The organism is Metabacillus bambusae, from assembly GCF_017497975.1.
Lineage (GTDB): Bacteria > Bacillota > Bacilli > Bacillales > Bacillaceae > Metabacillus > Metabacillus bambusae.
The window spans coordinates 26,702-47,531 of sequence record NZ_JAGDEL010000002.1; the positions used below are offsets into that span (position 1 = coordinate 26,702).

General features: G+C 35.1%; 14 protein-coding genes. 3 read left to right on the top strand and 11 right to left on the bottom strand.

From position 1 onward, the window contains the following. Window positions 1–73: 73 nt before the first annotated feature. From I7822_RS02820 to I7822_RS02865, 10 genes are all read right to left on the bottom strand, one after another. Window positions 74–2,698: a glycosylhydrolase-like jelly roll fold domain-containing protein gene (locus I7822_RS02820; RefSeq protein ID WP_207975274.1), complete on the bottom strand. Its 2,625-nt coding sequence runs from the start codon at window positions 2,696–2,698 to the stop codon at window positions 74–76. 22 nt (window positions 2,699–2,720) lie between these two features. After that, window positions 2,721–3,365 (bottom strand): YesL family protein, encoded by a 645-nt coding sequence (locus tag I7822_RS02825; protein WP_207975275.1) that lies wholly within the window; start codon window positions 3,363–3,365, stop codon window positions 2,721–2,723. Window positions 3,366–3,474: 109 nt separating this feature from the next. Then, complete coding sequence (locus I7822_RS02830) at window positions 3,475–4,971, bottom strand: ABC transporter substrate-binding protein (RefSeq protein WP_207975276.1); 1,497 nt, start codon at window positions 4,969–4,971, stop codon at window positions 3,475–3,477. A 58-nt stretch (window positions 4,972–5,029) separates the two neighbouring features. Beyond that, window positions 5,030–5,914, bottom strand: a complete 885-nt coding sequence (locus tag I7822_RS02835) for a carbohydrate ABC transporter permease (RefSeq protein WP_372442080.1) — start codon at window positions 5,912–5,914, stop codon at window positions 5,030–5,032. Between the two features lie 15 nt (window positions 5,915–5,929). Continuing rightward, window positions 5,930–6,841 carry an ABC transporter permease gene (locus I7822_RS02840; protein ID WP_372442098.1) on the bottom strand — a complete coding sequence of 304 codons (912 nt, stop codon included), beginning with the start codon at window positions 6,839–6,841 and terminating at the stop codon, window positions 5,930–5,932. Between the two features lie 498 nt (window positions 6,842–7,339). Beyond that, complete coding sequence (locus I7822_RS02845; RefSeq protein WP_207975277.1) at window positions 7,340–8,485, bottom strand: Gfo/Idh/MocA family protein; 1,146 nt, start codon at window positions 8,483–8,485, stop codon at window positions 7,340–7,342. A gap of 13 nt (window positions 8,486–8,498) precedes the next feature. Further along, the gene (locus I7822_RS02850) at window positions 8,499–9,383 is read right to left on the bottom strand and encodes a sugar phosphate isomerase/epimerase family protein (RefSeq protein ID WP_207975278.1); all 885 of its coding nucleotides are present in this window, start codon (window positions 9,381–9,383) and stop codon (window positions 8,499–8,501) included. A 206-nt stretch (window positions 9,384–9,589) separates the two neighbouring features. Beyond that, complete coding sequence (locus I7822_RS02855) at window positions 9,590–11,194, bottom strand: response regulator transcription factor (RefSeq protein WP_207975279.1); 1,605 nt, start codon at window positions 11,192–11,194, stop codon at window positions 9,590–9,592. 18 nt (window positions 11,195–11,212) lie between these two features. Continuing rightward, on the bottom strand, window positions 11,213–12,955 hold the full coding sequence (locus tag I7822_RS02860) for a sensor histidine kinase (protein ID WP_207975280.1): 1,743 nt from the start codon (window positions 12,953–12,955) through the stop codon (window positions 11,213–11,215). A 279-nt stretch (window positions 12,956–13,234) separates the two neighbouring features. Continuing rightward, on the bottom strand, window positions 13,235–14,095 hold the full coding sequence (locus I7822_RS02865) for an AraC family transcriptional regulator (RefSeq protein ID WP_207975281.1): 861 nt from the start codon (window positions 14,093–14,095) through the stop codon (window positions 13,235–13,237). A 526-nt stretch (window positions 14,096–14,621) separates the two neighbouring features. Here I7822_RS02865 and I7822_RS02870 point away from each other — a divergent pair. The 3 genes from I7822_RS02870 to I7822_RS02880 all read left to right on the top strand — a co-directional run bounded on the left by I7822_RS02870 (window position 14,622) and on the right by I7822_RS02880 (window position 18,056). After that, window positions 14,622–15,776 carry a glucose-1-phosphate adenylyltransferase gene (locus I7822_RS02870; RefSeq protein ID WP_207975282.1) on the top strand — a complete coding sequence of 385 codons (1,155 nt, stop codon included), beginning with the start codon at window positions 14,622–14,624 and terminating at the stop codon, window positions 15,774–15,776. A 242-nt stretch (window positions 15,777–16,018) separates the two neighbouring features. Next, window positions 16,019–17,554 (top strand): methyl-accepting chemotaxis protein, encoded by a 1,536-nt coding sequence (locus I7822_RS02875; protein WP_207975283.1) that lies wholly within the window; start codon window positions 16,019–16,021, stop codon window positions 17,552–17,554. Window positions 17,555–17,870: 316 nt separating this feature from the next. After that, complete coding sequence (locus tag I7822_RS02880) at window positions 17,871–18,056, top strand: hypothetical protein (RefSeq protein ID WP_207975284.1); 186 nt, start codon at window positions 17,871–17,873, stop codon at window positions 18,054–18,056. A 524-nt stretch (window positions 18,057–18,580) separates the two neighbouring features. Here the strand turns inward: I7822_RS02880 and I7822_RS02885 are convergent. After that, the gene (locus tag I7822_RS02885; protein WP_307847667.1) at window positions 18,581–20,572 is read right to left on the bottom strand and encodes a methyl-accepting chemotaxis protein; all 1,992 of its coding nucleotides are present in this window, start codon (window positions 20,570–20,572) and stop codon (window positions 18,581–18,583) included. Between the last annotated feature and the right edge of the window lie 258 nt (window positions 20,573–20,830).

A 20,830-nucleotide genomic window follows, 5' to 3' on the forward strand; every position in this document is an offset into this window, starting at 1 on the left:
AACGTCATGATTATTATCAAGAATAAACGGAAACGCTAAGTAAGAAGTTTTTAGAAGTACTTTTTTACTAATTCTAGTAGAACAAACGAACCGGTCCTAGCAACCCACTGGGCTCCTGTTGGACAAATCGAGAAAGGAAATCCCTTTGTTCCTTTACCAAAGTATTTGTTACTTCGATTGTAAGTATATTCTTACCTTCATGAACCAATTCTCCAATATCTACTTGATATGGTGGACATATACGTGTACCTGCAGATTGTCCATTTACAGTTACTTCAACGGTTTCAAAAACAGCCCCGAGATCAAGTAATATTCTCTGTGCTTCTTCCGTCCATTCAAATGATGTTTCGTAACGGAATGTTCCTGAAAAAGTCGGTAATGCATCAGCCTGACTAAAATCTTGTAAATAATCAAGATTTTTTAACTCTTCAAAACGAGGATATTGTTCTGATGTGGCAATCGAAATGTTCCAAAAGCCACCTAGTGCTTTTTCCTTTATAACTGTTTCTAGAAATGAAGCTTGGATGTCTTTTACTCCTGCTCCCGCTACTACCAATACTGATTCATAAGGACTAAGGCATAAGGAAATACGTTTTCCCTCATGTTCTGTTACAACACTTGCCTCAAGTGTTGTATTTGTAAAAGCATCATAAAACAGAACTCGATCATTAACAGGTAATAATACCTCTGTTTCTATCCTTTCACTCGGATGCTCGTTAGAAAACATAAATACATCCATATCAGTATGTTCCACCTGGTAGAATCTTAAATAAGGCTCATTTCCCTTTACTTTTATTTTATTAAATTCCTTCTCCTTTATTAAATTCGCTAGATTTTGAAGTGAAACAGTCCAAACAAGCTTATGCGTAGATAGGCTTTCAAGTACTTCAGTTACCTCATTTCCTTCACTTGAGCGCACAGGTAAACGCTCGATAAATAAGACAGGTAATCCTTGATCAACCAATTCTTTTAAATGATGTAAAAGTCCACTCGGTAGAGCTTCACTATAGGGAATGATTAAACAATCAAAGGACTCGTTATTTACAAGGATCTTGTTGTTCGACACTGGGAGTGATTCTAAGATTAAATCAGCCGGAATCACGTCGCAATCAATCTGATTACGCATCAACTCTTTAACTGGCTTATGAAAATACATGTATTCACCTGACCATTCAGCTTCTGCATGATATAAAACTGCTGCTGATGCGATATGCCTTCCACCTGACAATAAATGACTGACACGGTTTGTGTAATGATTTAGCTCTTTATAATATCGGAATTGTGGGTTTTTCCCACGCGCATACATATGTGGCGGACAATCAGAGTCAGGAAATTCCTTTGGTGAAAACGCATGTGGTACAAAGTAATTTACACCTCTAACTAGCATGTGATCTGTTAACCATTTCATTAACTTTAATCCTTCAGCCCATCCATAAGCTCCAAAGACCTCAGCCATTGTTCTTCCTTGTTTTTTTGGATCAATATGTCCGAGAGATGTAGCTAGTTTAGCTAAGCCATAGTGGAAAAATTCACTGTCTGTTTCACCAGCTATCCATGTAAACGGAACTTCATCAAAACCCGGTACAATCTGCCATAGAACAACATCTAAGCCTGACATATCCTGTCCCCACAATGCACGGAAGAAGTGCCCTGCTCCACTACCTAAACGAGTATGTACATTATTATCTTCAAGTACATGCCCGATGTATTCGACACCATGATTCCGGCACCAGTCGCCGATTTGTTTTGTAAACCGCTCCGCATATAGCTTGCTGACAATATTCATATAGGTATATCGAATAGATGACGTCTTACCTTTCCCCTCATGCCATAACAGTGGAAGGTAAATCTGATAATCTAAGCCTAGCTCCTTCTCTAGTAGCTCTGGTAAGTCTGGACTCCAAGGAAGGGGAACACCTTTTTTCCCAGGCTTTGAGTGAAAATCAAAAGTCTCTTTATCATTATAAAATCCTGGTTCATCTGAAAAGAATCCTGCAAATGTTTCACCAAAATCCTTGTGATAACGCAGGTAAAAGGCTTCATACACTGTATCAATTAAAATGCGGACTGATCCCTCAACAAGCGGATTGAGATAATCATTTTGACCTTCACTTCCACCTGTCCTCGTTTCAATCAGCCTAAAAATTCTCCAATATCCTTCGGGTATGTCCCAGTATAGTGTTCCCTCTTTTACGTAAGACGCGAGATCAATACACTCACCAGTAAGCTCACCGTTACTGGAATCACGTTTTGCCGCAACAACTCCTACCAGCTTTCCCCCACCACCACTAAAAAAGCCAGGATTCATTGATTGAACATCAACGATAAAGGAAGAGTTTTTCATTGGGCCTACTGCATCAATATGGCTCTCAGTTAAAAATAAACGTTGAAGCTCTTCTGGAGCATCTTTTACTCTTCCAGCAGCATGACCGGTCGGAAAGTGGTCATCATCAAGAAGCCAAACTCGCATCCCACGTTTTCTTGCCTCATCCATAATAATGTCCATATCATTCCACCACTTTGGACCTAAAAAATCTGGATGAGGTCTTGCTTCAACACAAACTGCTTTGATTCCTGATTCAAAAATACGTGCTATTTCTTCACGTAAAATAGCCTCATCTTCTCCATGTTGCCAAAAAAACGGCAAAATATAATTCGCTTCTTTTCCCTCCAACACTTCTCTTAACCGACTATTCATTCTTTACACCTCTTCGCAATTTTTACTCTGTCATTCCTAAGTGAGATGGAGAAATCCTAGGAGCAGATTTACTTTCCTTCTCAAGTCTTGTAAGCTTCTGACCTGCAAACCAATACGTCATAAAAGCAGAAACACTAAAAAAGAAAAATAGAAGAAAAAAGGAGTATGTCAGTGAAAAATAAAGCCAACACGATAACACAATTAAGTTAGCCACAGTCATTGAAAATCGATAGAGACCAAACTTAAAAGATGTAAAGATGAGGTCTTTTAAACAGTAATGACTATTTACCATTAAAGGAAAAAGATAAAGTATCGTAACAAATAGGCAAAAACTAATAAGACTTACACTACTAAAAATAAAAAGATTCATGCTTGTATTTAGTTTTGTTAATAAATAAAAATCCCCTATCAAAATCAAGCTTATTAGAGTCATTAAAATACCAACAGTAAAGCTTTGTTTCAAATTCTCCTTAAATAGGTCTCGATAGGTTGAGTAAATTGGTGGTTCTTTTTTATTCACCCATTCTCTAACAACACCAAACAAGGCAGCTGTAGCTGGATATATTGTGATTACTGGTAAACAACTGATCAGAAATATAATATTGAGAAAAAAGAAAGAATAAATCCATGTACATATGCGATACAGTTTTCCATCTATTCGTACCATACAAAATTCACCCCGATAATAAAATAGTCTCTGTAGATAGTCAATCCGACACTACTCTAAAAAACAGCCCTAAGGATCGATTTCCTTAGGACCGCTACTACTGGAATCGTTAATTATTCTTAACCCATTCATCTAGCTGATTTTGCTTTTCTTCGATAACTTTATCAATTCCTGCATCCTTAAGCGCTTTAATGAATTTTGGTAAATTCTCTTCAGGATCTAGCGTACCTGTTTCAAGTCCACGTTGATATTCTGTCACAACATTATTGATGGCAGCTAATTCTGTTTTCACAGGTTCAGGATTGTATGTGAAACCAAGCGCTTTTGATCTTACTGCGTTCTTATTAAACTCTTCTAGCTTCTTATAAATATCAGGGTCTTCTCCATTAAAAGTGTAAGAAAGCAATTGATTTCCGAACATCCACCCTTGATTAATACCATAAGGTGGTTTTGCAGGATCTGTACCTTCTGGATAATCGATTACATTTTCAGACGTTTTCACATAATGCTTTCCTTCTACACCCCAGTCAAATAAGTTAATAATATCCTTGTCGGTGTATAGTAGATTTAAGAATTCCATCGCTTTTTCTGGATTTTCTGAGTTTTTTGCAATCGAGAAATTAATCGCTGTTACTTGACTCGTCGTCATGACTGGAGGCAATATTTCCGCACTTGTCATTGGTTTTGATGTAATGACTGATTCCTGTCTGTCAGCACCTGGCTTTAAGTTTGCTTCCCATGAAAATCCTGTATCTGCCTTTACAAAAGTTGCTGCTGGTTTTTGGTTTGTTGCTGCATCCTTCACAATATAACCAGCTAAATACCATTTTCTCATCGTATCTAATAATTCTTTATACTCTTCAGTTTCAAACCAGTTAACCACTTTCATGTCATTGTCAAAATCAGGTAGAACACCGATTCCGTCGCCTAAACTGTCATACATACCTGGCATGAAACGGGTCAGAGGACTATTTGTACCATCCATTACAAGCGGAGTCATGCCTGGTTCATTTTCTTTAATTGTTTTAAAAACAGCTTCTACTTCATCAAGTGTTTTCACAGTCGTAACGTCAATTTTATACTTATCTAAAATGTCTTGACGCATCATGAAACCGTAGGATGCAGCCATATCACGTATACTAGGAAGAGCGTAAACCTTTCCATCAACAGAAGCTGCCTTTAAGTAATCAGGATCCATTGCATCAACAACACCTTGGCCATTGCTTTCTAATAATTCATCAAGAGGAAGTAAAAACCCCTTTGATACTTGTGTGCCCAAAGTACTTGAAAGTGTCATGATAATATCTAACTTATCACCACCAACTAGGGCTAGGTTACTTTGTTGTGTCCAGGCAGCCCAGCTTGTTGTTTTTATATTCACAGTTGCATTAATTTTTTCCTTTGTGATTTTATTAATTTCACTTACTACTTCTTCCAAACCTTGTTCTGTACCATTAATCGGGAAAAGCATGTTGATTTCATATGGTTCACCTGAATTGTCACCGCTCTCACTTGATGATGAATTTTTTGAACAACCTGCTAGAACCATTGTTGCAGCAATACCGATTACGAGGACGAGCTTTAAGCTTTTCAATATCTTTCTCATTTCAATCCCCCTGTTTTTTATTTATTTTTATGCTTACCGGTTTTATACCGAGTATAGCTTATTTAACTGCACCAATCGTTAATCCTTTGACAAAATACTTTTGGAAAAATGGATAAGCAATCATGATTGGCAAAACACCTACAAAAGCCATTGCCATTTGCACAGTTTCTGTTGGAATATTCGAGAGTGCCTCACTGGCTGCTGAGGATCCAAGGCTGCTGCTGCTTAAAAACTGAATATCTAACAAAATTTTATTTAATAGGAACTGAACGCTATATAAATCTGGGTTGTTAATATAAATCAAACTATTGAACCAATCATTCCAATATAATAAAGCCTGGAATAAGCCTACAGTTGCCAGCACTGGTGTCGAGAGTGGTAAGATTATCTTCGAAAAGATCTTAAATTCTCCTGCTCCATCCATGTAGGCTGATTCTACAAGAGAAAAAGGAATCGATTGTTCAAAGAATGTTCTCATTAAGAATACATAAAACGCATTCATTAAGAAGTTCGGCAAAATAAGCGCCCAGATCGTATCCTTAATATCTAGCAATTGTGTATAGACTAAATAAGTTGGTACTAGGCCTCCATTAAAGAGCATTGTGAAAAATACAAACATCGCTAGATATTTACGTAACGGCAAATCCTTTCTTGATAACGGATAAGCGATCAAGGAAGTTAAAGCAAGACCTAGGGTTGTCCCAATAATGGTTACTAAAGCTGTAATTCCATAAGCATTTCCTATCATTGATAGATTAGCAAATAAAAATTCATAGGCATCTAAACTTAGTTTGCTAGGAAAAAATGTATATCCCTCTTTTAGAAGCATCTTTTGGTCTGTTATAGATGACATAAATAATAGTAGGAACGGTAATATACACGCTATCACGGCAACGATTAATACAGCATGTGCCAGCCAAGGTGTTTTATTCAATTTGTTCAATGGTAGCACCTCCTATTAGAATAAAGCATTTTCCTTACTTCTTTTCCTAACAATATAGTTAGAAAGCATTACGAGTATAAAACCTACTAATGATTGATACATTCCGGCAGCCGATGACATTCCGATATCACCAGTATTTAATAAGGCACGATATACATAAGTATCAATAACATCTGTCGTGGACTGGATTGCACCTGCATTGAGTGGTACTTGGTAGAACAAGCCAAAGTCTGCATAGAATATACGACCGATTGCTAAAAGTGTCATAATTGTAATAATAGGAGTAATCATCGGAATTGTGATGTAGCGGATTTGCTTCCATTTGCTCGCGCCATCAAGATCAGCAGCTTCGTAGTATTCTTTATCAATTCCAATAATAGCTGCTAAATACACGACACATAGATAACCGATATTTTTCCACATGTTTACAAAGGTAAGGATATATGGCCAATATTGTGACTCACTATACCAGGAGATGGGATCCATTCCTACTAAAGGTAGCAATGTTTTATTTACAAAACCGTTTTCCACACTAAGTAATGCAAATACTAAGAATCCAACAATAACCGTTGAGATTAAATGTGGAAGAATGACAACGCTTTGGTAAAAGCGTGATGCTAGCTTATTTTTAATTTCATTTAAAAAGATCGCTAAACCTAATGCAAATATAGTATTTAGGAAAATAAAAGTAGTATTATACAGAAGTGTATTTCTCGTAATAATTAATGCGTCCTCTGTTTTGAAAAGGTATTCGAAATTTTTAAAGCCAATCCATTCACTTCCGAAAAAGCCATCTATCGCATTATAGTTTTTAAATGCAATGACTACTCCGAGCATCGGCAAATAATTGTTAATAAGTAAATAAATGATACCAGGCAATGTCATTAAAAAGAGAACCCTATATCGCTTCACCTTTTTTAGCTTCATACCACGTGTTACACCAATCTCTTTTTCAGAAGCGAACAACCCCATCTTCTTTTTCTTAACTAATAGTTCTGCCATATCCCTTCTCCCTTCTTATTAAATTACTTTCTTAACTATCCCTATCATATAAGAAATGTAAGCCCTTACCTACCGTAAAGATGACATTATGCTACCACTTTTCAGACCTATCAGGGGTGGTTCGAAAACGAGGGATAGAACTTCTCTCAAACTATGAATTCCAATACATCCTAATCATTGGTTTATCCTTTAATAGCGCACAAGGAACAAAAGCGCAAGCGCCTTGATCAACCTCAGGCAAATAAGATGATTTAGAATAGAAGGCGTTCTTTGCCTTCAATTCTAAATTAGCTTATGACCTCGAGGGGCTAGGCGCTGGAGCTGGATGTCGTGAGCTTATCCACAGTTCAAGAATTTTATAATTTCCTAAACGATAAAAAAAAATGATTGAAACCCCCGTAGGATCTCAATCATTTTTTTGTTTTATACATTTATTGAATAAGAGGTACTCGTTGACAATTTTTCTTCAGTAAATTCAATCGTCTTTCCTGTTTTCGCAGAAGTATAAATGGCTTCTAAAATTTGCGTTACAACAAATGCTTGCTCTGGTTTCACTAGTGGTTCTGTATCGTTGATAATACATTCTAACCATTGTCTCGCTTCTAGTACACCAGGGTCTTCTGCACTTGTATCAAAATAAGCGATTCCCCCGCCAGTCGCAGGTTTTGTTTCAACTAACTTTCCGTATTTCGTGCTATTGAAAACTAGTTCCCCTCCATCTGCCGAAGGGTTTCCTTTCATCTCTGCTCCACCTTCTGTTCCACACAAGGTTGTCATGGCTTCCCGTACGTCTGTTGTATTTAAAGCCCACGAGCATTCCAGTATAATGGTTGCTCCGTTTTGCATCTTAATAAACCCAAATGCAGAATCCTCTACACCAAATGTGTCCACATCCCAAGGACCAAATAAGTTCCCTTCATGCTTATTAGCTAGCTTATGAAATACGGAACCCGTTACAGATTGAGGCTTATAGTTGTCCATGCACCAAAGAGTTAAATCTAATGCATGTGTACCTATGTCAATTAAGGGCCCACCGCCTTGTTGCTCGACGTCAAGAAACACACCCCATGTCGGTACTCCTCGTCTACGAATCGCATGTGCCTTTGCAAAATATACATCACCAAACTCTCCTGCGCGAGATGCTTTATAAAGCACCTGTGAATCATCACGGAAGCGATTTTGATAACCGATTGTCAACTTTTTACCTGTGCGATTTGCAGCATCAATCATATCCTGTGCTTCTTTAGAATTGATCGCCATCGGTTTCTCACACATGACATGCTTACCTGCTTCAAGTGCGTCCACCGTGATAAAAGAATGTTGAAGATTAGGTGTTAGGACATGAACAACATCGATTGCGTCGTCCTGTAATAGCTCCTTATAATCTGTATACACCTTTGCATTTTTTGTACCATATTCCTGTGCTGCTTTTATCGCCCTTTCTTCTACAATATCGCAGAATGCTGTCATTTCACCTAAGTGACTAACTTTTGCAAGTGATGGAAGATGCTTTTGATTGGCGATCCCACCACAGCCTATAATCCCAATATTCAATTTATTTTTCGACATATAGCTTCACCCCTTATTTATCAGCATTTATATATCCTTGCACATATTTCTCCATTACGTCTAAGTCACTCGCAATACTTGTCAGTTTATTACCCACTGAACCTTCATTTTCCACAATGGCATACTTGACGATTCCCATTTCATTTATCTTCTGATATGTTGTGTCAAAGTCTACAATACCTGTTCCAAGATTCACGAAATCAGTTGGCTTCACAACCTGCTTATAAATCTGCATCGTATCAATGTCTTCTTGGCCGCGAATTGCTGAAAAGATATTAACAGGATCTACATGTAATCCTAAATCCTTTTGATGGATCATATCACAGCGTGCACCAAGTGTTTCAAGTAAAGCGATTGGATCATATCCGCCTCTTGTTACCCAAACGAGGTCAAGTTCAAATTTCACATAGTCAGGATCTGTATTTTCTACTAGTAAATCGAATAATGATTGATCTCCTACTCTCTTAAACTCATGTGCATGGTTGTGATAGTAAAAATCCAATCCAGCAGCCTTACATTTTTCACCAATCGAATTAAGGTCTTTCGCTGTTTGTAATGTATCTTCACTGCTGTTAATAAATGCCATTGGCATGACAATGGCACTGCAACCGAGCTCTGCATTTTCGTCAATAACCTTATCCCAATCACAGTCAATTAAAGCTTTACCTGGTGCAACACCTTCATGGGCTGCAAATGCATGTAAACCTAGTTCATCCAATTTCTTTTTAATAACTGGAACAGAGAATGTTTTTGTATACCTTTCACCCGTAGAAAAATTAGAGGATATTAGCTCCACGTTTTTGTAGCCCATTTCAGCTACCTTTTCCAAAGTTCCAAAATAATCTTCATTTAATTCCTTAAAAACTGAAAATAGATTAAGTCCGATAGACATTACCATTTTTACTGCACCCCTCTCTTAAACTTTGAAAGATATTTTCATAAAGAGTTTGCCTATGTAAACCCCATACCACTATATTAAAGCGTTTTCATTTTTTGAACTACTGTAAAACCGACTGTTTACTAGCACTATTAAGACTTCTTGATTTAATAAATAAAACCATTTAAAAAGGACAACAACCCTTGACTGGGCTACTGTCCTCTCTTTTATGCATGTACCTGTTTAAACTGTCGAAAATCTTTTGGGTTCATATTTGTTGATTTTTTAAACGTCTTTGAGAAATGTGAGAAATTAGAATATCCTACCTCTAATGCGATATCCTTAACGGTCATTTCTGTTTTTCTTAGCAATTCCTTTGCAATTTTCATTCGTTCCTCAATCAAATAATCCGAGATCGATATACCTGTTTCTTTTTTAAACAGTCTAGATAAATAATCTGGATTTAAATAAACATAATTGGCAAGATCATCTCTTGTAATGTCTTCATTAATATGTTCATTAATATATGCCTTGACTTTATCTACAACAGATTGGTTTGTTTCCTTATCTTCTAAATAATCCGCAGTCTTAATCACGATTTCCTGCACCCATTTGTGAAGATATGTTACAGAACGGGTTACTTCTTGAAATGCCATATTTTCAGAGAAAATATTATGTGCAGGCATCCCTTTTACCTTTAAAACATAATAGATCATTTGTAGGAAATTTTGCTTAAATTTATGTAAGTACTCAGCATCCAGCCCTTCTGATTGCTTTGCCTTTTGTAAACATGAATCAATTTCAACAAGTAGACTTTTCTTACATCCTTTTTTAAGCATGTCTGACCAAACACTCATATCGGGTAATTGGATTGTTATTTCCTTATTTTTTCGTGAGCTCATTAGCAGCACCTGGTTAATGCATGAAACATTGTGACTCTCACATCTTAGTAATGAATCTAGAATAGTTGGCATGTTATGTATCGCAACCAGTTCTCCAATGTAACAAGATAGATCACAATATAAATCTTGCCGACAAAAATCGATATAAGCCTGGCAGTCCTTTTTGATTAAATCTAAACTAGTAATGTCTTGATCTTCAATTGGAAGAATCGCTACTAAAATTCCCTTTCTTATTTGAATCACCTGAGCTTGTTGGTCTCCCTTAATAAGAAAGCTACCTGCTACATCACGAATTGCAAACTCCATTATTTTTTCATCTTGTGGATTTAATTCATTATGCCAGCGTTGAATGCTTATTAAGATCGGTAAAAATTGTAATGATTCTTTATATGGGATTTTTTTCTCTTCAAGTATTTCTCTAATTTCATATGGATCTGCAGCAATCTTTTCAGAAAGCAAATCCATCCAAAAACGTTCGATAAGGAGCGGTTCATATAATGACCAAAGCTGTAGGTAATGCTCATACGTCTCCTTGTAATCGTCGAATTCTTTGGCTGTTTTTATCTTATTAATTGCTTTTTCAACTACAGCTTGCAATTCATCAAAGCGGGCTGGTTTTAGCATGTAATCAAGACTACCTAATTGAATTGCTTTCTTCGCATATTCAAAATCAGCGTGGCAAGTTAAAAAAATTGATTCTGTGAAAGGGGACTCCTCTCTAACCCATGTTAAAAGTTCAAGACCATTACCTTCAGGCATCTCTATATCGCATATCATGACGTCTATTTTATGTTTTGCAAATACTTCTTTTGCCTGACGAATATTATAAGCAATATGGACTTTTGAAATCCCTAGCTCTATCCATTCAACCCCTGCCTGAATGCCTCTTGCTGCATATATTTCGTCATCTACAATTAGTAATTGATACATCCCTATCATTCCCCCTTTTCAATGCTCTATCTGTAATGGAAATTGAATGTCTACATTTGCTCCACCTTCCATACTATTTGAAAATACGATAGTAGCCTGCTTTTCGTATAACAAACGCAATCTCCGCTGTACATTCCAAATTCCGATATGCTTTCCTTCTTCTTTATAAATCCCTTTTTCTGATTGTAATTGTTGAAGAATTTCCTTAGAAAATCCTTTTCCTGTATCATGAATTCTAATTTGTAAATGCTCTGGATCTAATTCAGATAACTTGACATTAATGCTTATATGAATTGAACCATCCATTGTGACTGCATGTTTGATCGTATTTTCAACAAACGTTTGAATGAGTAGTGGTGGGACAGCACAGTTCTTTAAATCGTCTGGAAGCGAAATGTCATATGTTAAATTGTCCGGGAACCTCATTACCTGAATTTTCAAGTAATTTTGTGTATGCTCAATCTCTTCGTCTAGTAAAACAAAGTCTGAATTGCTGCGAAACATGTAGCGAAAATAGTGAACAAGGCAAAGTGCCATTTCCTGAATTAAATTATATTGCTTCACTTGAGCAAGCGTGTAAATAATGTTTAATGAATTCAAAAAGAAGTGAGGGTTAATTTGCAGCTGCAAATGTCTTAATTCTGCCTTTTGACTATTTAACTGCTCTTCATAAACATTAATCTTTAATTCTTTTATTTCAGATGCCATACTGTTAAACGTTTTGTTCATCACTTCAAACTCATAGGAAGAATGAGATTGTGGTATAGATGTTCCTAAGTCACCATCCTTAACCTTTTTCATGGCAGCAATTAAACGGTTCAAAGGAAGAAGAATCGTCCTTCTTAAGAATAAATAAAGAATTGGTAAAATAACGAGTAAACCAAATGATATAAACCAGATGACTTTTTGAAGATAGGGAAGCTTTTCTAAAACCTTTTCATCTAATATAACCGTCACTAAACTAAAATTGCCCTTAATCGATTTCGCGCCTACTACTAAGTAATCATCATGATCACCTGTCAGATTGTATACACTTCGTTCATAATTCAAGCTGATATTATTCTTTTTAAAAAAATTCGCATCATCCATTGGTTCATAATTTTCAGTTGTAAGGACAGCTCTTCCCTTTCCCGCTATATCTACTGAATCCAAGGGAGTCATTAATCTTCTCGCATCTGTCCATGCTCCTAAATAGACATTCCCTATCTTTACAATACGAAATAAAAGAAACTCCTTATTAACTTGACGGGGAAACCACATATCCATTGTCTCATGATTTATTTCTTTATTTTGAAACAACTGAATAATATCTTTCTGGATAATTTCAGTTGATAGATAAGCCTCATTATAATTCTGAGCAGTTATCAATTCTTGATTGTTAGCTGAATAAATAAACAGTCCATCAATTATTTTATAATCATTAACATCCTTTGCTATCCGTTCATTTAAGCGAATTTTCGAAAAATAGTACTTTTGATTATTCCCCTTTTCTGATAGTTCTAGGTTTAATAAATCAAGATCTTTTGCTGCCAAGCTATATAAATAATCATCGACAGTTCCTAAGCCGTAATCAATTTGTCCCATATGTAGTGCAACCATATTTTCATTCGATTGGGCAATTTGATTGCGCACAACATGAATGGCATAGAAATTATTGTAAATTAGAAACATAATAACTGGCATTGTTATGATCAAAAAGCCTACTATAAGCTTAAACTGTAACGATTTAAATAGAAGTTTATATTTACTGTTATGTCTCATTTTCTATTGACCCCTCTTGAAATAAATGACTAATCGAACAGCTCTTTTTCATCTTGTTCTACTATTATACAAGATTTTCAGAAAGGGAGATTTGATAATAAGATGTATTTGTTAAATACGACTAGAAAACGCTTACAAAGAGAATGATAAGTCTTCCTTTTATTCTTTTCTACCGCAAATATGACTTTTTCCTATTACTTTCATGACCTATAATGAATCACTTTTATTCTTCAAAAATAAAAATGAGGAAATATCTTCCCTCATTTTTTGATAAACTACTTATTTTTTTATAATTGGAATCCAAACTTCCGCACGATAATTCTCTGAATTTGGATCACCTTCAGAATAACTTTCAAATTCAGGTCCATTAGCATGCTCATATCCAGTAGAAGGAAACCATTCTGAATATATTCTTTTCCAGACCAGTTGTATAGAGTCTGGCATTGGTCCTATTGATACAAACACTGCCCATGTTAATGCAGAAATTTCTCTTACTTCCCAATCAAGCGAGTGGTTTTCTATTGTTTTCTCAGCGCCAATAAAATAAGTAAATTCATTTTCTTGATGATTAAAGTCTAAACAAACCCCCAATAAACCTAAATCACCAGCTTGCTTTGCAAGAGCTTCTGAAAATCCATTTTGATTAGATTCTCCCCAAAGTAATGGGATTTTCTTATTATTATCACCATTTTCCATTGAAACTCTAAAACTCTTGCCAATAATAGTAAATGCTTCCTTTTGGATTATTTTGTAATTCATTTCCTCATCTCCATTTATTTGAATTTGAAAGGATAGCTTAGGATATGCCTTTATGTTTTTACCTATTTGTTTAGCTTCACTAGGGCTTATATCATGTGCTTTCCGAAATGCTTTTGAAAAGGCCTCAGGACTTTCATATCCGTATTTTAATGCGATATCTAAAACACGAACATTTGCATGCGTTAATTCCTGTGCTGCTAATGTTAGCCTTCTTTTCCGGATATATTCAGCTACCGTCAATCCAGTAATCAGTTGAAACAGACGTTGAAAATGGAATTTTGACATACAAGCAATCATAGAGATTTCTTCGATTCTTAATGAAGCATCAAGATTGTTCTCAATATAATGAATCGCATCATTCATTTTCCGTAGCCCTTCCATATACTTTCCCCTTTCACTACAACATTACCAATCTGTAAAAAGAAATTCCTGTCATTTTCTGCTTAATGAAGACAGAATGAAATGAATTTAATAATTGAGTGATCTCTATTTACCATCTTAACACTTGTGAAAGAAGAGAATGATTAACCAATAATCTATATCTTTCAAATAAGTTTCGACAAATTTATAAAGAATTAGGTTAATTTCTACAAGATTATCTAAAATAAAAACAGCTAATGGTAGTTATTTCCTCCCATTTGTCGAGACTGATCTAAATTAGGCGTAATATTTTGATTATTTTAATAGATGAATTTTGTTATGATAAAACCTGTTAATTCATGTTAACCAGGACAACTTAGAGGAGGATTTCTATGGAAGAGTTCGTTTATTCAGTAATCCATGATGAGGAACATAAACAAGTTCCCATCGATGAGGAAGAGCTTGAGTACTTTTATAAGTTGTGGGAAGAAGATCGCTTATAAAAGCTTAATATAAAATCAAGAAACGATTTCAGGAGGGACAATATTTGAAGAAACAATGTATTGCAATGCTATTAGCTGGTGGAAGAGGAACAAGATTAAAAGACCTAACAGAAAACTTAGCAAAACCTGCCGTTCCCTTTGGCGGGAAATATCGAATCATTGATTTTACATTAAGCAATTGCAGAAATTCTGGAATCGATACAGTTGGAGTATTAACCCAGTATCACCCACATGTTCTTCAAAGTTATATTGGAGATGGAAAGGAATGGGACTTAAGCAAAAGAGAAGGTGGTTTAAGTGTACTCCCTCCGTACCAATGTGAAAATGGAGAGCGTTGGTATGAAGGCACTGCACATGCTATTTATCAAAATAAACATATCATCGAACAATATGACCCTGAACATGTACTCGTTATTTCCGGTGATCATATTTATAAAATGGATTACACAAAAATGCTTCAACAGCATGTGAAGTCTAAAGCAGATGCCACTATTTCGGTTATCGAAGTTCCGTGGAATGAAGCTAGTAGATTCGGAATCATGAAAACGGACGAAAATACAGGCCAAATCATAGATTTTGCTGAAAAGCCGAAAAATCCTACATCAAATTTAGCTTCCATGGGGATCTACATTTTTAATTGGAAGACATTAAAATACTATTTAGAACAAGAAGAAAACAATCAATTCTCCACGAAAGATTTCGGGAAAGACATCATCCCTACTATGCTTCAAAATGACCTTAAACTATTTGCCTATGAATTTAATGGCTACTGGAAAGACGTTGGAACGATTGATAGTTTTTGGGAAGCAAATATGGATTTACTTAAAAAGGAAACCAATATTCTCCTCAATGAAAAGGATTGGAAGGTATATACGGTTGAACAAACCCACCCTCCACAGTATCTTGATGTAGATGCAAAAGTGACACAGGCGCTTATCAGTGAGGGATGTGAAATTTATGGATCTGTTGAGAATTCCGTACTATTTAATGGCGTAAAGGTAGGAAAAGGAGCTATTATTAAGGATTCTGTCATTTTACCGAATGCAGTGATTGGAGAAAATGTACGTATCGAAAAAGCTGTGGTTGGATCAGGAGTCTTGATAGAAGATGATGTTATCCATACCTCTAATGGCATTACTTTAGTTGGTGAAAATATTCATAAACAACAAAATAAGCGTGTTTTATCCAGTGTAATTTAATACATATCATTTACATAATAAAAAATACCTATTACCCACTCGATCCAAGTTGGGTAATAGGTATTTTTTATTATTACTCTCTATTATTATCTTCGATCTTTCCCTGTAAAACTTAAAAAAACTCTCTTTTTTCAAACTTTTTTCTTAAATTCTATTGAAAAGGAAATTTTTAAAAATATAATTGATTTAAGGACTATATTACCATTTTTTGTTTAATTACTAGTAGAAAGAGGAAAAACATTATGATAGGTAAAAAAAATCACCTTATGCTCTTGATCACAAGTTTAGCTATTCTTTTAGTCTTTGTTTCTAATATTTTAGGCCGCTTATTTCATTTATTTGATCATTCTCATGGACTTGATCACATTGTGTCTTCTTTTCAGATTGAGGAGAACTTTAGTCTTGCTCTTAATATCCTTGTTCTGATACCAGTATTATTACTTGGAGTAAGCTATGTTTTATTTAAGCTAAATAATAACAACCCATATATTCCTTATTTACTAACGTTAGCACTAACCTTTGGTAGTATTTCAATTATTTCAGGTGGTAGTGGGAGAGTAGAATTTCACTTTAGTATTTTCATGGTAGTCGCTGCATTGGGTTATTATCAAAATATTAAATTACTATCTTTAATGACATCTATCTTTGCGGTTCATCATCTTTTAGGTTTTTTCTTCTTCCCTGAAATTGTGTTTGGGGTTCATAGTTATACATTTTTAATGTTAATCTTACACGCTACCTTTCTAATTCTTACTTCTAGTGCAGTCATTTGGCAGGTGTATTCTAGTAAAAAAATTGAAAATGACTTATTGAAAAAACAAGAAGAGCAACGAAAAAGGATTATCGAAGAAATTGTTGACCGTTTATCTTTTACTTCAAATCAAATCGTTACTGTTTCACAAGCTTTGTCCAGCAATGCAAAAGAAACAACTGACGCTAGCTCACAGCTTTCACTTTCGATTGCACAGGTGGCAAGTGGATCTGAAACCCAACTACACACTGTAGGAAATAGTGTAAAAATTATTTCTGAGATCACGAAAGGTATACAAGGTATAAATCAAACCGCCCAAGTTGCTTCAGATAAAGCTCATCAATCAGCACAGCAAGCTAATAATGGTAGTGAGCTGATTGGGAATTTGTCCAAACAAATGGGGGATATAAATCAGTATGTTGATGAATCATTTGCAACGATTACTCAGCTCAACAGTAGCTCAAAAGCGATCGAAAATATCATAGAAGTCATCTCTTCCATATCTGATCAAACAAATTTATTAGCCTTGAATGCTTCCATAGAGGCAGCACGAGCTGGTGAGTATGGTAAAGGCTTTTCCGTTGTTGCTAGTGAGGTTAGAAAGTTAGCAGAGCAGTCTTCAGCATCATCTAAACATATCGCAGAGCTTATCAAACAAAATTTAGATCAAGCAAAGCAGTCTGTCGAATCTATGAAAAAAGTAAAAAACTCAACTGAGGCTGGATTAGATATCGTACATAATTCTAATATTGCATTTACACACATATTTGATTCCTCAAAAAGTGTTGCAGATCAAATTCAAGAAATTTCATCACTTGTTGAAGAGTTAAAGAATTCATCTGATCGTGTTAATGATTCAATGTTCGAAATGACCACAATTACAGAACAATCTGTAAAAAGCACTTTACAGGTGGCAAGTACAACAGATGAACAACATAAACTGACAGAAAAGACATTTAAAGTTGTCAATGATTTAAGCAATCTAACGAGTGAATTGGATAAAGTCATAAATAGATTAAAAGAATAGTTAGTTAAAAAACACTTCTTAATAGTAAACGAAATTAGTCTGCTGGAATCCTGACCTTTTTTATTTCCATCTTCATTAAATATACGCTTTTAAACTAGTATTTTATAAACACTTTTTAAATACCTAAATTATAAAAACATAATTTTCCGTCGTTATTTGTTAAAAAAACAATATTCTTCACCTTTCTTCATACAATCTGATGATAGATGTAGATAAATTTTGTCTGCTACATGCAGGAAAAAGCGATCCTCACCGTAAAATATTAAAGAGGACAAAATATTAGTCTATCAAATTTAAGGAAAGGTGGTCGTTGTTGTTGAGAGACGATATGACCTTACAACAAATCGCTGAAGGTCTTCCAAAGTCCGTTTTAAATGCATCTGATAAAGACTTGGAAGGATTTCAAAAAATTATAGAAGAAACAATTAGATTACGTGAAGGACATAGAAATTTACAAAAGATGATTAAAAGTTATTCTACTTCTGGAATTCAGCGCAGTTAATTGGAGAACCTATAAAAGAACATGTACCTATCTGGTAGGTCTTTGATTATAGCTCATTTCATAAACAGAGAGTTATAATCAAAAACCTACCCAAATGGTAAAATGTCATCCTTCACATTAATAATCACCTGGATTCTAAAGCGTTTCTCTCATGCCTTTAAAAACGATAATAAACCAGAACGATGCTATTACATCGATCTGATCCATTTTAAAGGAAGGCTAATTTCTTACACCATTAGCTATTTACTTCTGTATTTAAGCTTGGCTTTCCTAATCCTAAACTTTTGAACATTTTACATATTTTAACTACTCACTGCTTATTGTATTATAGATATCACGATTGATTATTTCAACTATTATTTCACAAAAATGAAAGAATGGTCTTACAACAACTATTTAGCGTTACAGAATAAGCTATTATAAATTTCATCGTTATCGAAAAATAATAAAGAGGCTAACCCAAAGTCTTCACATGAAGACTTTTGGGATAACCTCTTCTAAATTATTAGTCTACGTATTCTCTTTTAATATTTATATTTTTGGATCACACTTTGCAATTCATCTGCCATAGTTGAAAGTGACTTGGCAGAGTACGTTATTTCTTCCATTGAAGCTAATTGTTCCTCAGTAGATGCTGCTACTTCCTCAGATGTTGCAGCATTACTTTTTGCAACATCCGCTATTTCATTTGCCGTTGCTTCTACTTCTTGCACCCCTGCAGACATTTGTTGAGCGGTTGCTGAGACTGATTCCATTTGAGGGGTTATTTCTTTCATGCTTGATAAAATTTCTTGGAACTTTTGTATAGCTTCATCTGATACAGTTAACCCGTCCTTAACATCATCAGTTACTTTTGACATTTTGTTTACAGTATTTTTAGTGTCTTGCTGAATCGCATGGATGAGTTGAACAATTTGTTGGGCGGAAACATGTGACTGCTCTGCAAGCTTTCTGACTTCATCTGCCACAACTGCAAAGCCTTTACCTGCTTCACCAGCTCTTGCTGCTTCAATTGCAGCATTTAATGCTAATAAGTTTGTTTGATCTGAAATACCTGTAATCACTTCTACGATTGAACTAATTTCCTTAGACCGATCTGAAAGGGATTGAATCATATCATTAGATTCCTTGACTGAATGAAAAATAGAGTTCATTTGCTCCACAGTTTTCTTTACAGATTCTCCACCTTCTTCAGCTTTAAAGATCGTTTCTTTTGTAAGATCTGTTACATTTAAAGAGTTCTGAGCAATTATGCTTGCACCCTGTGAGATTTCCTCAAGAGAATCAACATTTTTATCGATACCATAGGTTTGTTTTTCAGCACTACTTGCCACTTCTTGAATGGCAGTTGCAACTTGCTGTGTAGCAATACCTGTCTGTTCAGCACTAGCCGTAAGTTGCTCTGCAGCCGAAGCAACCTGTACCGAATTATCTTCTACTGTTTTTAATAGTATACGAAGGCTAGATTGCATATCACTAAATGACTGTCCTAAATCACCAATTTCGTCTCTTGAGGAAATTTTGATATTTTCAGTTAGGTCACCTTCACTTATTTTTTTTGCTTTTTGCTGCAAATCTTTTAGTCTTCTTGTAATAGATAAAACAATAAGTACTACTATTGCAGCACCAGCAATGACTGATATAAAGATAATAAGTATGGTTGTATTTAATATTGGCTTCGCTGTATCATTTACCTCTTTGGAAAACATTGTTCCTGCTACTTTCCAGCCTGTGAGTTCATTTGTGAGGAAGTACATTTCCTTTGCCATTCCATTTAATTTATATTGAAATTGTCCTGATGGTTCTGTGTAGAGATTATTATAAAATGTTTCTTTTACTTGTGAGCCGGTTTCCGCTATAGGACTTACAATAAAGTTTTTTTGTGCATCTAAAAGGATCGCATAGCCTTCTTTTCCAATTTTCACTTCTTCAGTTGTTGCTTTTAAATTTTTTATATTTAAGTCAATACCGATTACACCAGAATCATCATTTAATGTTTTGGTTATTGTTACTACCATATCACCCGAATCTGCATCAGTGTATGGACTTGTAACGATACTTTCTCCCTTTCTCTGCTCTGCTTCTTGATACCATGGTCGTTCTCTAGGATCAAAATCACTCGGTAACTCTAATTTAGGATACGTGATCATTAGTCCATCAGTAGTCCCAATGTAAATTCTCTGAACCTCTGGATGTAAATCAATATACTGTTTTAATTTTCTTATTACCTCTGAGTTTTCACTCCCGTTATCATAGAGCTGTGCACTAATTTCTGCTGAGAAAAAATCTGTATCATGTATTTTAGGTGAAATCGTATTATTAATATTCGAGTTAAGTAGCTTAACATTATCTTCAGCACCATCTAAGAGTTCTTCTTTTAGCTGATCTTTCGCACTATTGTATGCTAAGAGACCAACTACTAAGGTTGGTACAATTAGAATTACTGCGAATGTTGTATATAATTTTGCTTTCAAATTAAATTTTGTTTTTGATAACCGATATTGTTGTTTTTTCACTTTATAACCTCTCTTTTTTGTATTTTGCATTAGATGTCTTATATGAGTATATATCGGCGTTTTTCTATAAATTTTAACTTTTTTATTTCTCTATAATCTGAATACCCTTTAAATTAACACTATTTTGGATTTGATTTTAATCTAGTTCAAGTTAATTAAGTCCCCTATTCACACAAAAAACACGCCCATTTTTTTCATCTCCATGCATGTACCTTTCAAAACAAGCACCATGTTCATAAGATGTATTATCACTTAATA